The 15,291-nt window shown below is 48.9% G+C and carries 11 protein-coding genes and 1 pseudogene; all 12 read left to right on the top strand.

Annotated elements, in window-relative coordinates:
- The first annotated feature begins 68 nt into the window (after positions 1-68).
- On the top strand, positions 69-1,538 hold the full coding sequence (locus B3M90_RS06835) for an L-aspartate oxidase (RefSeq protein ID WP_290783127.1): 1,470 nt from the start codon (positions 69-71) through the stop codon (positions 1,536-1,538).
- Positions 1,453-2,304 carry a carboxylating nicotinate-nucleotide diphosphorylase gene (nadC, locus tag B3M90_RS06830; protein WP_349679685.1) on the top strand — a complete coding sequence of 284 codons (852 nt, stop codon included), beginning with the start codon at positions 1,453-1,455 and terminating at the stop codon, positions 2,302-2,304. The genes B3M90_RS06835 and nadC overlap by 86 nt, the downstream gene beginning before the upstream one ends.
- A complete protein-coding gene (gene nadA / locus B3M90_RS06825; protein ID WP_290783125.1) occupies positions 2,294-3,391 on the top strand; it encodes a quinolinate synthase NadA in 1,098 nt (365 codons plus the stop codon). The genes nadC and nadA overlap by 11 nt, the downstream gene beginning before the upstream one ends.
- A 162-nt stretch (positions 3,392-3,553) precedes the next feature.
- Entirely contained in the window at positions 3,554-4,147 is a 594-nt protein-coding gene (ruvA, locus tag B3M90_RS06820) for a Holliday junction branch migration protein RuvA (RefSeq protein ID WP_023468936.1), read from the top strand.
- A gap of 4 nt (positions 4,148-4,151) precedes the next feature.
- Positions 4,152-5,147: a Holliday junction branch migration DNA helicase RuvB gene (gene ruvB, locus B3M90_RS06815; RefSeq protein ID WP_035406506.1), complete on the top strand. Its 996-nt coding sequence runs from the start codon at positions 4,152-4,154 to the stop codon at positions 5,145-5,147.
- 4 nt (positions 5,148-5,151) lie between these two features.
- Positions 5,152-6,192 carry a tRNA preQ1(34) S-adenosylmethionine ribosyltransferase-isomerase QueA gene (gene queA / locus B3M90_RS06810; protein WP_214853061.1) on the top strand — a complete coding sequence of 347 codons (1,041 nt, stop codon included), beginning with the start codon at positions 5,152-5,154 and terminating at the stop codon, positions 6,190-6,192.
- A complete protein-coding gene (gene tgt / locus B3M90_RS06805; protein WP_214853063.1) occupies positions 6,192-7,337 on the top strand; it encodes a tRNA guanosine(34) transglycosylase Tgt in 1,146 nt (381 codons plus the stop codon). Before queA ends, tgt begins: the two co-directional genes overlap by 1 nt.
- 72 nt (positions 7,338-7,409) lie before the next feature.
- A complete protein-coding gene (gene yajC / locus B3M90_RS06800; RefSeq protein WP_214853065.1) occupies positions 7,410-7,700 on the top strand; it encodes a preprotein translocase subunit YajC in 291 nt (96 codons plus the stop codon).
- Between the two features lie 153 nt (positions 7,701-7,853).
- A pseudogene (gene secD, locus B3M90_RS14495) lies at positions 7,854-10,065 on the top strand (protein translocase subunit SecD).
- Positions 10,066-10,137: 72 nt separating this feature from the next.
- Positions 10,138-12,447, top strand: a complete 2,310-nt coding sequence (recJ, locus tag B3M90_RS06785; RefSeq protein WP_290783120.1) for a single-stranded-DNA-specific exonuclease RecJ — start codon at positions 10,138-10,140, stop codon at positions 12,445-12,447.
- Complete coding sequence (locus B3M90_RS06780) at positions 12,426-12,944, top strand: adenine phosphoribosyltransferase (RefSeq protein WP_290783119.1); 519 nt, start codon at positions 12,426-12,428, stop codon at positions 12,942-12,944. The genes recJ and B3M90_RS06780 overlap by 22 nt, the downstream gene beginning before the upstream one ends.
- Before the next feature lie 141 nt (positions 12,945-13,085).
- Positions 13,086-15,284 (top strand): RelA/SpoT family protein, encoded by a 2,199-nt coding sequence (locus B3M90_RS06775; RefSeq protein ID WP_035406523.1) that lies wholly within the window; start codon positions 13,086-13,088, stop codon positions 15,282-15,284.
- Positions 15,285-15,291: the final 7 nt, after the last annotated feature.

The following is a 15,291-nucleotide window of genomic DNA, read 5'->3' as shown; positions in this document are numbered from 1 at the left end:
CAGCTAAAAGTATGCCAAACTTATTGTCAAGTCAATAGTAAACATTTAGATATAGAGGTGTAAAACATATGTCTTTACATAAAAGGCTTGAGACGGATGTGTTGATCATTGGAACAGGGCTTGCCGCGATTTCGGTCGCCTTGCATCTTCCGCCTGGAACTGATACGTTGCTTGTCACAAAAGGCACGCGATTTGAGACCAACTCTGTCCGAGCACAAGGTGGGATTGCTTCTGCTTATGCGGAAGTTGATCATCGTGGTCATTTTGAAGATACGTGTCAGGCGGCAAAAGGGCGCATCAATTTGTCAGCTGTTGATTATGTGACCCGATCAGGAGCCGAGGCAATGGAATTCTTGTTACGACAAGGTGTCCCGTTTGATCAATCCGAGGGAGAGTTCTTGCTCGGTCGAGAAGGTGCGCACCGTTTGCCGCGGATTTATCACTCTGGCGGGGACGAGACCGGCAAACGGATCATGGAGACGTTAATGCCGCGAGTGCCTTTTCCGATTCTCGAGCAGACGTGTATCACGGAATTGATTCAAGTAAATGGACAGATTGTAGGTGCAGTTGGATATAGCCTTGGAGAACCGATCGAGATTGTGGCGCGAGCAACGATTCTCGCTACTGGTGGAGTTGGTGGATTGTTCGCGGCGTCGACGAATGATCCATCGATTCAAGGAAATGGGATTGCACTAGCTTTTGAAGCGGGAGCGACGATTCGTGATCTCGGCTATATCCAGCACCATCCGACGGTACTTGTTCATGCAGGTCGCTCAGAAGGTTTGATTACGGAAGCACTACGCGGAGCAGGAGCCATTCTTGTGACGAAAAGCGGGGACCGGATCATGGCAGATCATCCGATGCAAGATTTAGCGGCGCGCGATGAAGTCGCAAAACGAATCCATGAGGTGCGAAAACACGAACCGGTCTATCTCGACACGTCAAACGTCGTTGATCGAACAAAACGGTTTCCAACGTTTGTTGAAAAATGTGAAAAACTGAACATAAATCCGGATCTCGTTGAAATCGCACCAGGCATTCATTTCTTAATGGGTGGAATCGAGACGGATCTGACAGGGCAGACGAATGTCGAAGGACTTTACGCGGTCGGCGAGACAGCATCGATCGGACTGCACGGTCGAAATCGTCTGGCGTCGAACTCGCTTCTTGAGTGTGTCGTCATGGGGAAAGCAGTAGCAGAACAGCTCAAGTTATTACCTGATTTAAAGCTAGAACGCGTCAAACGACGTCCAGGAACACTTCGTTCCGTAACAGACCGTTTATCGCAGGTCATCGGTGTCGAAATGGATATTAGGCAGGTACAAGAATGTCTGGATGCGTTAAAAGGCTGGGCATTAGAAGAATCCGGACAGGAAGCAGAAGAAAATCGATTACGTTACGTGACAGCATGTCTATTGCTTGAAGGGGCGCGAAGTCGGTTGACAGGAGAGGATGAGAACATTGAACAAGTGGCAGTTACGGCAACAACTGGAGGCATTTTTAATCGAGGACATCGGACAGTGGGATATCACGAGTGAAGGATGTCTGACGGGACAAGAACGCGGAACCGGTCGTTTTTTAGCAAAGGAAGACGGTGTCTTTTGCGGAGTAGACATCATTCAGGAGATGGCGCATCTCTTACAAGTCGACGTGACGATTCATGTAGCGGAAGGGACGGTCGTCACGCGAGGAACACTCCTTGCCGAGTGGTCTGGCTCGTTACAGGATATTTTAAGCGGAGAACGGGTCGCCTTAAACCTTGTACAGCGTTTATCTGGAATTGCAACGAAGACACGTCAAGCGGTCGAGGTAGCAGCAGGACGAATCCGAATCACGGATACACGGAAGACGACCCCTGGATTACGAATGCTCGAAAAACATGCCGTTCGCGTCGGTGGTGGCTATAGTCATCGCGGACGACTCGATGACGCGGTCATGATCAAGGACAACCACATCACGGTCGCGGGATCGATTACGGAAGCGGTGATGCGAGCAAAACGTGTCGCGGGACATACGACACCAATCGAAGTTGAAGTCGAGACGGAAGCGGAAGTGCTTGAGGCAGTGGCTGCAGAAGTCGATATCATCATGCTCGATAATCGGACGCCAGCAGAAATCAAACAGCTCCGGCAATTGATTCCACCACATATCACGGTCGAACTATCCGGCGGGATTACGATAGACACGTTATCAGACTTTGCGGATAGCGGAGCAGACGTCATCTCACTCGGGGCACTCACCCATTCAGCAACAGCACTTGATATTAGTATGAAAATCGAAGGAGGAAAAAAAGATGTCATTTGATCTATTACGTCACGAGGGAATTCCGGCGTCGTACTTACAGAAAACAGAAGCAGACTTGATCGCGATCATCGAAGGGGTCAAAGCACGGATGGGCAGTCGCTTGTTCTTACCTGCCCACCACTATCAAAAAGACGAAGTCGTCCAGTTCGCGGATGCGACGGGAGATTCGCTCCAGCTCGCGCAAGTCGCGAAGCAGATGACAGAAGCGGAATATACAGTCTTTTGTGGTGTCCACTTCATGGCAGAGACGGCAGATATGCTAACCGATGCGTCGCATACGGTCGTTTTGCCTGACATGCGTGCTGGCTGTTCGATGGCGGATATGGCAAATGATACGCAAACGGAGCGTGCTTTTACGATCTTGACGGAACGATTTGGGGAGTCGATCTTACCATTGACGTATGTCAATTCGACAGCAGCCATCAAAGCATTCGTCGGTCGTCACGGTGGGGCGACGGTGACATCATCGAACGCTGTCCAAATGGTCGAGTGGGCGCTTGCTGAACGAGACATCTTATTCTTCCTGCCGGATCAACATCTCGGTCGCAATACGGCACATGCGCTCGGAATTCCGTTAGAGCAGATGGCGATTTGGGATCCGATTCGCGACGAACTCGTTTTTGACGGGGAGGACCAAGACGTCCGCGTCATCTTATGGAAAGGGCACTGCTCGGTGCATGAGAAATTCACAGTCGGTCAAATTGAACAGTTCCGTAAGACGGATCCGGAGCGAAAGATTCTCGTTCACCCAGAATGTTCGCACGAAGTCGTGACGGCGTCTGATCTCAATGGATCAACGGCGTACATCATTCAACAAATCGAACAGGCTGCTCCTGGAACGAAGTGGGCGATCGGAACAGAGATGAACCTCGTCAATCGACTCGCGACGACTCATCCGGATCTTGACATCGTGTCGCTCAATCCGTTCATGTGTCCATGTCTGACGATGAACCGGATTGACTTGCCGCATTTGGCTTGGGCGCTCGAACAAGTCGAAGCAGGTGAGCCGGTCAACATCATTAAAGTCGACGCAGAGACGACGCGGCATGCCGTGTTGGCGCTCGAACGAATGCTTGAGCGTTCGTAAAATAGAGAGTGAGAGCGTGGTCGTGCAAACGATCACGCTTTTTGTTTTCTGATTGAGAGAGCGAACGTATGTATTGATTTTTGCTGAAGAACGCTTTGAAGCCAAACGAAGATGTATGCTACAATAACACGAGAGTTTGTTTATAGATGGGAGCGTTCCACATTGATAGAATTCGTACGCGGCGAAGTCGCTTATGTCTGTGCGGAATTCGTGACGGTAGAAGTTGGCGGGATTGGATACAAGATCGTAGCACCGAACCCGTTTTTTTATCGGACCGGAGACGAACAGATCATCGTATATACGTATCACTATGTCCGTGAGGACCAAGAAGTCTTATTCGGATTCCGTTCCCGGCGTGAACGTGCCTTGTTCACGAAGTTGCTCGGTGTGACAGGGATCGGACCTAAAGGAGCGCTTGCAATCGTCGCATCAGGGAATGTCGATGCGCTTGTTGAAGCAATCGAACAAGAAAAGGAAAGTTATCTCGTCAAGTTCCCAGGTGTCGGCAAAAAGACAGCAAAACAAATGACACTCGACCTAAAAGGAAAGTTAGCAGAGCTCGCGCCAGACTATGTACCGAGCGAAGGCTTGTTCGCACAAGGTAACGCTGAGTTGAACGAAGCCTGTGAAGCTCTGACGGCGCTCGGTTACAGTGATCGAGAAGTCGAAAAAGTCAAAAAAGCGTTGCAGGCAGAAGTCCTGTCAACGGATCAATATGTTAAACGGGCACTCCAGTTGTTATTGAATGTGAGGTGAGGACATGGAAGAGCGCATTTTGTCAGAATCCGCCCATGCGGAAGATCAAGAAGAGTGGAGTCTGCGTCCTCAGACGCTCGAACAATATATCGGGCAGGAGAAAGCAAAAGGAAACTTAAGTGTCTTCATCGAGGCGGCAAAAATTCGTCAGGAAACACTCGATCACGTTCTTCTCTACGGTCCTCCAGGTCTTGGGAAGACGACGCTTGCGACAATCATCGCAAACGAGATGGGGGTCGGCATCAAGACGACAGCCGGTCCTGCGATCGAACGACCAGGTGATCTAGCGGCAATTCTCTCATCACTTGAGCCGGGCGATGTCCTGTTCATCGACGAGATTCATCGATTGAGTCGATCAATCGAAGAGATTCTATATCCGGCAATGGAAGACTATTGTCTCGATATCGTCATCGGTCAAGGGGAACTCGCCCGCAGCGTCCGAATTGATTTACCACCGTTTACGCTCGTTGGTGCAACGACGCGTGCCGGGATGTTATCGGCACCGCTACGTGATCGTTTTGGAGTGACGCTGAAGCTTGAATATTATACGATGTCAGAGTTGTCTGCCATCGTGACCCGGACGTCACGATTGTTCGGATTCGAAGCGGATCGTCTGGCAGCAGAAGCGATCGCCCTCCGTTCACGCGGAACACCACGTGTCGCGAACCGGTTGTTACGGCGTGTCCGTGACTTCGCTCAAGTTGCCCATCAAACCGAGATCGATGCCTCGCTTGCGACAAGTGCACTTGATCGCTTGCATGTCGATGCGCTCGGACTCGACGATGTCGACCATCGTTTATTACGATCGCTTGCAGAACGGTTTGCCGGTGGTCCGGTCGGTCTTGAGACGATTGCAGCGACAATCGGAGAAGATGCGCAGACGATCGAAGATGTGTATGAACCATATCTACTGCAACAAGGCTTTTTACAACGTACTCCGCGCGGACGTGTCTTAACACCGTTCGCCCGCCAACATTTAGGACTGAAAGAAGGAAATTGAACCAATGGATGTAAACTTATTTGATTTTCATTTACCAGAAGAACAAATTGCTCAAGTGCCATTGCTCGACCGGACGAGTTCGAAACTGATGGTTCTCGATCGGGAGACGGGTGCGATTCAGCATCAGCACTTCCATGATATCGTCGACCACTTCCGCGAAGGTGATACACTCGTCATCAACGATACGAAAGTCTTACCAGCACGTCTCTTTGGTGTAAAGGAAGAGACGGGTGGGAAAATCGAATTGTTGCTTTTGAAGCAGACGAGTGACGATGTGTGGGAAACGCTAGCAAAACCAGCAAAACGCGTCAAACCAGGAACGATTTTGTCGTTTGGTGACGGGTTACTCCGTGCTGAGTGCGTCGAAGCACTTGAAGACGGGGGACGGATTCTGAAGTTTTTCTATGACGGCATTTTCTATGAAGTGCTCGACCAACTCGGAACGATGCCACTGCCACCGTACATTCATGAACAACTAGAAGATCAAGATCGTTACCAGACGGTTTACGCTCGCGAACGTGGGAGCGCTGCGGCACCAACAGCGGGTCTTCATTTCACGCCGGAATTGCTCGAAGCGCTTCAAGCGAAAGGTGTCCGGATCGCACCGTTGACGTTACATGTCGGACTTGGCACATTCCGTCCTGTTTCGGTCGACGACGTCGATAGTCACAAGATGCACAGTGAGTACTACGAACTGCCGGAAAGTTCAGCTGCTCTACTACGCGAAACACGGAAACAAGGCGGACGGATCATCGCGGTCGGTACGACGTCGACGCGAACGCTTGAAACGGTCATCCGTGATCACGGTGACTTCGTCGAAGCAACAGGTTGGACGGACATCTTCATTTTCCCAGGTCAGGAAGTCAAAGGGATCGATGGATTGATCACGAACTTCCACTTACCGAAATCAACATTGATTATGCTCGTGTCCGCGTTATCGACACGGGAACACATTCTGCATGCCTACGAAGAAGCTGTCGCGAATGGCTATCGTTTCTTTAGCTTCGGTGATGCGATGTTCTTAACGAGAGAGGAACGAAACTAATGACAAAACACGCAGTAACATATGAACATATCAAGACATGTAAACAATCCGGAGCGCGGTTAGGAATCGTCCACACGCCGCACGGTAGTTTTGAGACACCGGTCTTCATGCCGGTCGGAACACAAGCGACGGTCAAGACGATGGCACCGGAACAAATCAAGGACATGAACGCGAACATCATCCTCGCGAACACGTACCATTTATGGGTGCGTCCTGGACACGATGTCATCAAGGAAGCAGGCGGTCTGCATAAATTCATGAACTGGGATGGCGCGATTCTCACGGACTCAGGTGGTTTCCAAGTCTTCTCACTCGCTGATCTCCGGAATATTTCGGAAGAAGGCGTTCATTTTCGTAACCATTTAAACGGCGACAAACTGTTCTTATCACCAGAAAAAGCAATGGAAATCCAGAATGCACTCGGTTCAGACATCATGATGGCGTTTGATGAGTGCCCACCGTATCCAGCTTCTCACGAGTACATGAAAGCATCTGTTGAACGGACAAGCCGCTGGGCAGAACGTTGTCTTGCAGCGCATGAACGTCCACATGATCAAGCGCTGTTCGGTATCATCCAAGGCGGAGAATACGAAGACTTACGTCGTCAAAGTGCAAAAGACCTCGTTGCGCTTGATTTCCCGGGTTATGCGGTCGGTGGTCTATCGGTCGGAGAACCGAAAGACGTCATGTACCGTGCGCTCGAATTCACGACACCACTCATGCCGGAAGACAAACCGCGTTATTTGATGGGCGTTGGTTCACCGGACGCGTTGATTGAAGGCGCGATTCGCGGAATCGATATGTTCGATTGTGTCTTACCAACACGAATTGCACGAAACGGAACGTTGATGACCTCAAAAGGTCGTCTTGTCGTTCGGAACGCGAAATATGCACGTGATTTCCGTCCGCTCGATGAGAACTGTGATTGCTACGCGTGTAAGAATTACTCACGTTCGTACATCCATCACTTGATTCGTGCGCAAGAAACGTTCGGTCTTCATCTGTGTTCGACACACAATCTTCACTTCCTCGTCAAGTTGATGGAAGGCGTTCGTCAAGCGATTCGTGAGGATCGTCTGCTCGATTTCAAGGAAGAATTCTTCGAAGAATACGGTTACAATTTACCGAACGCAAAGAATTTCTAACAAATCGTCTGACAAATCAATCCTTTCACGGTATAATGAACGTGATTTGAATGATAAAAGGAGCTGAATATGATGCAACAATTATTGACATTCCTCCCGATGATCTTGATCTTCGTGGTGTTCTATTTCTTGTTGATCCGTCCACAGAACAAACGCCAGAAGCAAGTGCGTCAGATGCAAAATGAACTCTCACGCGGCGATTCGATCGTAACGATCGGTGGTCTTCACGGGGTTGTCCAAAAAGTGGACGACACGACGGTGACATTGAAGTCAGGAAACGCACAATTGACATTCAACCGAAGTGCTGTGGCAGAAGTGACGAAAAAATCAACGACTGTCATGGGCGACGAAACGGTCGAATAAGGCATTGAAAAGACGCTTTCCGGATTCCGGAGCGTCTTTTCTGTTTATATATGAGAAAAACGTTTGCTAAGATTACCATTTCTTTTGTAAGCTAGGGTAGGAGAACAAAGTTGTCTGAAAATATACTGGGAACTAGAGAAAGGACAATGTAGCATGATCAAGAAAGGGAAACTTGCCACATTCTTCATCGTCGTCATCGCGTTGCTCGTACTGATTGGTACGACATCGTCATGGTTGTTGAAGGATACGAAGCTCGGCCTTGACCTTAAGGGTGGCTTCGAAGTCTTGTATGAAGTACAACCGCTGAAAGAAGGAGACGTCATCGATCAAAATGCGATGAGTGCGACGCTGACGGCAATCGAGAACCGTGTCAACGTCCTCGGTGTCTCTGAACCAGATATCCGGATCGAAGGCGATAACCGGATTCGCGTTCAGCTTGCTGGCGTCAAGGATCAGACGGAAGCGCGTCAAATCCTATCTTCGACAGCACAATTGTCATTCCGTGACATCAACGATAAGTTGTTGCTTGATGGATCAGACTTAAAAGCCAAAGGGGCAAAAGTCGGATATGATCCGAACACGAATGAACCACTTGTCGAGTTGACGATGAAATCAAAAGAGAAATTCTATGAAGTGACACAAAAAGTCTCACAAATGCAACCACCTGCGAATCGTCTCGTCATCTGGCTCGATTACGAGAAAGGCGATTCGTATGAAAAAGAAATTCAAAAAGCAAACTCGAAGATCGTCTCGGATGCATCGGTCACACAACCGATCAATTCGGATAAAGCGATCATTTCTGGTGGCGATATCGATGCCGAGTACGGGAAACAATTATCATCGATCCTAAACGCCGGCGCATTACCGGTCAAACTCGAGGAGATTTACTCGACGTCGGTCTCTGCTGCTTTTGGACAGGATGCACTTGATCAAACATTGTTCGCGTCAGCGATTGGTGTAGCTGCGGTCTTCTTGTTCATGCTCTTGTTCTACCGGATCTCTGGATTCGTTTCGATCATTACATTACTGTTCTACATCTATCTCGTCATGATCTTCTTTAACGGGATCAATGCCGTCCTCACGTTACCGGGGATTGCGGCACTCGTTCTTGGAGTCGGGATGGCGGTCGATGCGAACATCATCACTGCTGAGCGGATCAAGGATGAATTACGAAGTGGTAAATCCGTCTTGTCCGCGTTCAAAGCCGGTAACCGTCGTTCGTTCGGTACGATTCTTGATGCCAACTTGACGACGTTGATCTCTGCTGGTGTGTTGTACTACTTTGGTACAAGTACGGTCAAAGGATTCGCCATCATGTTGATGGTTTCGATCGCCGTCACGTTCGTCACGAACGTCTTTGTCTCACGTTACCTGATGCAACTCCTTGTCAGTAGCCGATGGTTCGATAAGAAGAAATCATGGTTCGGTGTAAAGGAGAGTGAAATCCGTGAGCTTTAATCCTACGAAATTCGATTACGTCAAACATCGTAAAATCTATTTCGCAATCACGATCGCGCTTGTCATCGTGTCGGTCCTATTGTTGTCGTTCCGTGGTCTGAACCTCGGGATCGACTTCACGCAAGGAACGCGCGTCGAGATTTCTTCTGAGAATCAAATCAAGGAAGCGGACGTCCGCTCTGTCATTGAAGAGTCAGGCATTGATGCTGCGGAAATCGATGGCATCCAATTTGCTCAAGGTGGAAAACTAGCGAACGTCACGTTCGTTGGGGAATTCAGCCAAAATCAAATCTCTAAAATGAAACAAACGATTGAAACGGAATATAAGAAAGAACCGAGTATCTCGACGGTTTCGGCACAAGTTGGTCAAGAAATCGCGCGTAACGCGATTTATGCGGTTTTACTTGCGTCACTCGGGATCGTCATCTACGTCTCGTTCCGATTCCAACCGTTATACGGGATTGCGACAGTACTCGCATTGCTACATGATGCGTTGATGATCATTGCTTTCTTCTCGCTGTTCCAGATCGAAGTCAACCTGTACTTCATCGCAGCCGTCTTGACGATCATTGGGTATTCCGTCAACGATACGATCGTTACCTTCGACAGGGTACGAGAAAATCTCGGACTTGCTGAAAAGGGCGGACGGAAAGTCTCATTCGATGAGTTGGCGCATATCGTCAATGAATCGATTCAACAGACGATCATTCGCTCGATCAATACGGTCGTCACGGTCATCATGACGGCAGCAGCGCTCTACATCTTCGGTAGCGAAGCGATCCGTGGATTCAGTCTTGCCCTGCTTGTCGGGTTGATCATGGGGATGTATTCTTCGATCTTCATCGCTGCTCAGCTCTGGCTCGTCATGAAAGGTCGGACACTTGGTCGGACAAAACGCGCTTCTTAAAAGAGTATCCGCATCAGCTATCGCTGGTGCGGATTTTCTATTATAATGGGGAAGTTGATTGGAGGGTTTGAGATGTACCATGCTAAAAAAACATGGCTTGATAAAGTCATCGATTCAGAACAGATCGAACAATTGACGGCGGATGGCACAATCTCATCGCACGTCGCACAACTACTTGTCCAACGGGGATTCACGACACGTGAAGCAGCCCGTGAATTTCTAGAAACCGATCAAATGGCATTCCACGATCCATTTGCTTTTAAAGACATGCCGAAAGTCGTTGAACGGATTCAACGTGCCGTCAACGAAGGCGAAATGATTTTGATTTATGGTGATTATGACGTCGATGGTGTGAGTTCCGCTGCGATTCTCTGGCATGCCTTGATTGAAATTGGAGGGATGGCAGAGTGTTATATCCCAAACCGATTCACGGAAGGCTATGGACCGAATGAAGCAGCATTTCGCTGGGCAGCGGAAGAAGGGTTTAGTCTCGTCATCACTGTCGACTGTGGGATTTCCGGTATCCACGAAGCAGATGTCCTGAAGGAACTCGGGGTCGATTTAATCATCACCGATCACCACGAAGCCAAAGAAACGTTACCCGATGCCTTTGCCTTGATCCATCCAGGTGTCGATCCAGACTATCCGTTCTCAAAACTTGCTGGGGCAGGCGTCGCCTTTAAAGTCGCACATGCTCTCCTTGATCGTGAACCAGTCGAATTACTCGATCTTGCCGTGCTCGGAACGATTGCCGATCTTGTCCCGCTCGTCGGCGAAAACCGCTTGCTTGCGATTCGTGGAATCGAGGCGCTAAACGCAAGTGAACGTCCAGGTATCCTTGCGTTACGTGACGTCTGCAGTTTAACTGAGGACGAACTAACGGAAGAGTCGGTCGGATTTGCATTCGGTCCACGGATCAATGCAGCAGGTCGTCTTGATTCTGCGATGCCAGCGCTCGAGATGTTGCTAGCAGAAAGTAAAGATGAAGCACTTCATCTCGCGAAACAACTCGACCAACAAAATAAACAACGTCAAGATATCGTCAAGCAGATTGCGGAGGAAGCAACGGCGCTTGTCGAGGAACGCTTCAAGGATGACCGCGTCCTCGTCGTCGATGCGGCAGACTGGAACCCAGGTGTCGTCGGCATCGTCGCCTCGCGACTCGTTGAAAAATATCATCGTCCTGTCATCATGCTGTGTCATGATGCTGAAAAAGGAACAGCGAAGGGTTCTGGACGGTCGATTCCAGCCTTTGACCTCTTCGCTGAACTGACGAAATGTGAAGATATCTTGCCGCATTTCGGAGGCCATCCCGCTGCTGCCGGCATGACGCTCTCTTCCGATGACGTTGAGACGTTACGTCAACGCTTGAATGAACAAGCGAGCACGTTACCAGACGATGCCTTCATCGCGACAATCGATGTCGACCTACGTCTACACGTCAGTGATGTCTCGATTCAGTTGATTGAAGACATTCAGCGACTCGCACCGTTCGGGATGGGAAACCCCGCGCCACGGATTGTCATTGAGCAGGCGAAGATTCGCGATATGAAACGGATCGGCCGTGATCTGACGCATGTCAAGGCACTCCTATCAGGCGACGGGAAGGAACTCGATGCAATTGGCTTCGGCTTCGGCGACCTCGTCGATGAAGTCTCGACATTATCGGAGATTCACTTGATGGGCAGTCTGAACATCAATGAATGGAATGGTTTCCGTAAACCACAATTGATGATTCAAGACGTCGCTGTCGAAGATGTTCAAGTGTTTGATTACCGTGGAGGTAAGCGCCCGCTGAGCGATCTATTCGCCTTACCGCACGAGACGACGACATTCGTCGCCTTTACCGATGAGATGAAGGAGAAATACACTGAACGTTCGTTGAATGGTCCGATTCGACAAAACATTGTCTTTCTTGACCTGCCGGAAGAGGAAGCAGCATTTTATCCATATGTGGAACAGGCAGAGCGGATTTATTGTGCCTTTAAGGATGAAGGATACTATTTCGAGACGATTCCGTCGCGGGAAGACTTCAAGCATTACTTCCAGTATTTCGCGAAATGTCCACGAGACGAGCTCCGGATCGGTCTCGTACGTTTGTCGAAATCGCGAAAATGGACGAAACGATCGATTAACTTTATGCATTCGGTATTCTCGGAACTTGATTTTCTTGTTACAATGGAGGACGGGCTGCCGGGTGTGAACCCAAATGCTGCAAAACGAGATCTGACGGAAGCTCCGACGTACCAGCGTCATGAAGCGCGTCAAGAGCTCGAGCAACAATACATTTATTCGTCACTCGCTCAGTTGAAAGAGCGTTTTGATACTTTGGTAGAAGCGGCGAAGCAGGAGGAAAAGACATGGAGTTCAAACAGCATATAAAAGAGGTCGAGAACTGGCCGAAAGAAGGAATCAGTTTCAAAGATATCACATCACTCATGCAGAACGGACCAGTGTACAAACAATCGGTCGATGCACTCGTTGAGTATGCACGGAGTAAAGGCGCGGATGTCATCGCGGGTCCGGAAGCACGTGGATTCGTCGTTGGTTGCCCAGCAGCTTACGCGATGGAAATCGGATTCGTACCTGTCCGTAAAGAAGGAAAATTACCGCGTGAGACAGTCCGTGTCGAGTATGGTCTTGAGTACGGAAAAGACGTCTTGACGATGCATGAAGATGCGATTAAGCCGGGACAACGCGTCGTCATCCTTGACGATTTGCTCGCAACAGGTGGTACGATCGAAGCGACGATCCAAATGATCGAAAAATTAGGCGGAACAGTTGCCGGAATCGGATTCTTAATTGAACTCGATGGTCTTGGCGGACGTGAGAAACTCGAAGGATATGACATTCTTTCATTGATTCGCTACGAAGACTGAAGACACTATACTCTCTTGGTACTTGATGACCAAGGGGGTATTTCTTTTTATTTTGACATCTTCTCAAGATTTCACGATAATAAGAATTATATATTAGGGATTCCGTTGCAGACGATCCCGGGGACTGGGTGAGGAAAAGGGATGACAAATAAACAAATCGTAAATGTAGAAGACCTTCTCGCTCGATGTGCGGAATACATGACGCAAGCTGAAGTCAAAGACATCGAACGTGCTTACCAATTCGCGAAAGACGAACATGATGGGCAATTCCGCCGTTCAGGGGAACCGTACATCATTCATCCGGTACAAGTTGCCGGTATCTTAGTCGATATTGGTTTGGATGCAACGACGATCGTCGCTGCGCTTCTTCATGATGTCGTCGAAGATACGGACATTACACTCGAAGAATTATCCGAACGATTCGGATCTGACGTTGCGATGCTCGTCGATGGCGTCACGAAACTCGGGAAAATCAAATATAAATCGAAGCGCGAAGAGTTAGCTGAGAACCATCGGAAGATGTTCATCGCGATGGCGGAAGACATTCGTGTCATCTTGATCAAACTGGCTGACCGTTTGCACAATATGCGGACGTTGCAACATATGGTCAAGGAAAAGCAAGTGCAAAAGGCAGAAGAGACGCTTGAAATCTTCGCGCCACTTGCGCATCGTCTCGGGATTTCGACGATCAAATGGGAACTCGAGGACATCAGTTTGCGCTACATCAATCCGCAACAATACTACCGGATCGTTTCGATGATGAAACAAAAACGGACGGAACGAGAAGCGCTCGTTAGTTCGGTTATTGAAGAGGTCAATGAAGTACTCGATGATGTACAGATTGCAGCGGAAGTCGATGGACGTCCGAAACATATCTATTCCATTTATAATAAGATGCAAAACTCGAAAAAAGAGTTCAGTGAAATCTATGATTTGATGGCTGTTCGCATCATTGTTGATTCAATCAAAGATTGTTACGCCGTACTCGGAATCATTCATACGCAGTATAAACCGATGCCGGGACGTTTCAAGGATTATATCGCGATGCCGAAGCCGAACATGTATCAGTCGCTGCATACGACGGTCATCGGACCGAAAGGCGAGCCGCTCGAGGTCCAAATTCGGACGCGAGACATGCATTTCATTGCCGAGTACGGGATTGCCGCTCACTGGGCGTATAAAGAAGGTAAGGAACAGGAAGCAAAATCTGGGTTTGAGGATAAGATTGCTCACTTCCGCGAGATTTTGGAGTTACAGAAGGACACGGCAGATGCCGAGGAATTCATGGAATCGGTCAAAGTCGACTTCTTCAGTGACATGCTGTACGTCTTCACACCAAAAGGTGACGTCATCGAGTTGCCGAAAGGTTCTGTTCCGATTGATTATGCCTACCGAATTCATACGGAAATTGGTCACCGGACGATCGGAGCGAAAGTCAACGGACGGATGGTACCGATCGACTATAAGCTAAAGACAGGTGACATCATCGAAATCGTCACGTCGAAGCATAGTTATGGTCCAAGTAAGGATTGGCTCAAGATTTGTGTGTCGAGTCAGGCGAAAAATAAAATCCGTCAATGGTTCAAACGTCAGCAACGCGAAGAGAACGTCTCAAAAGGACGGGAACTGATCGAAGCAGAAGTGAAGAAGCTTGGCTTTGAGCCGAAAGAAGTCATCAATGAGAAGACGCTCGAAGACGTGACGCGAAAGTTCAACTTCTCGCAAGAAGAAGACATGTACGCTGCTGTTGGCTATCATGGTCTGACCGCTGCCCAAGTCGCGCATAAATTAACGGAAAAATTACGCAAAGACAAAGAATCCAAAAATCTAGAACTGAACGAAGCAATCAGTGAGATGAAGACGTTCGATCGTCCGAAAAAGGAAAATCCGGAGGGGGTTCGGGTCAAAGGCATCGATAACATGCTCGTTCGCATGAGTCGTTGTTGTAATCCGGTTCCAGGGGACGATATCGTCGGATATATCACGCGTGGGCGTGGCGTCTCAATTCACCGGACGGACTGTTTGAACGTCATTCACGAACAAAATCCAGAACGTCTGCTCGAAGTCGAGTGGGAACATGAAGGTAAAGCCGTCAAGAGTTATAACGTCGAAATCGAAATTTCTGGATTTGACCGGGCAGGATTGTTGAATGATGTCTTGCAGTCGGTATCTGCAACGAATACGAACATCGTCGCTGTCAGTGGGAAGGGCGACGACAGTAAACAAGCCAAAATCACGATGACGATTGCGATCAATAATGTCAATCATCTACAAAAAGTCGTCGATCGAATTAAACAAATCTCTGACGTGTATGCTGTACATCGCGTCATGATGACGTAAGGAGCGG

The organism is Exiguobacterium sp. UBA6309 (assembly GCF_002439205.1).
GTDB lineage: Bacteria > Bacillota > Bacilli > Exiguobacteriales > Exiguobacteriaceae > Exiguobacterium_A.
Note: the sequence above shows the minus strand (reverse complement) of the source record. Positions and strands in the feature narration are given on the sequence as shown.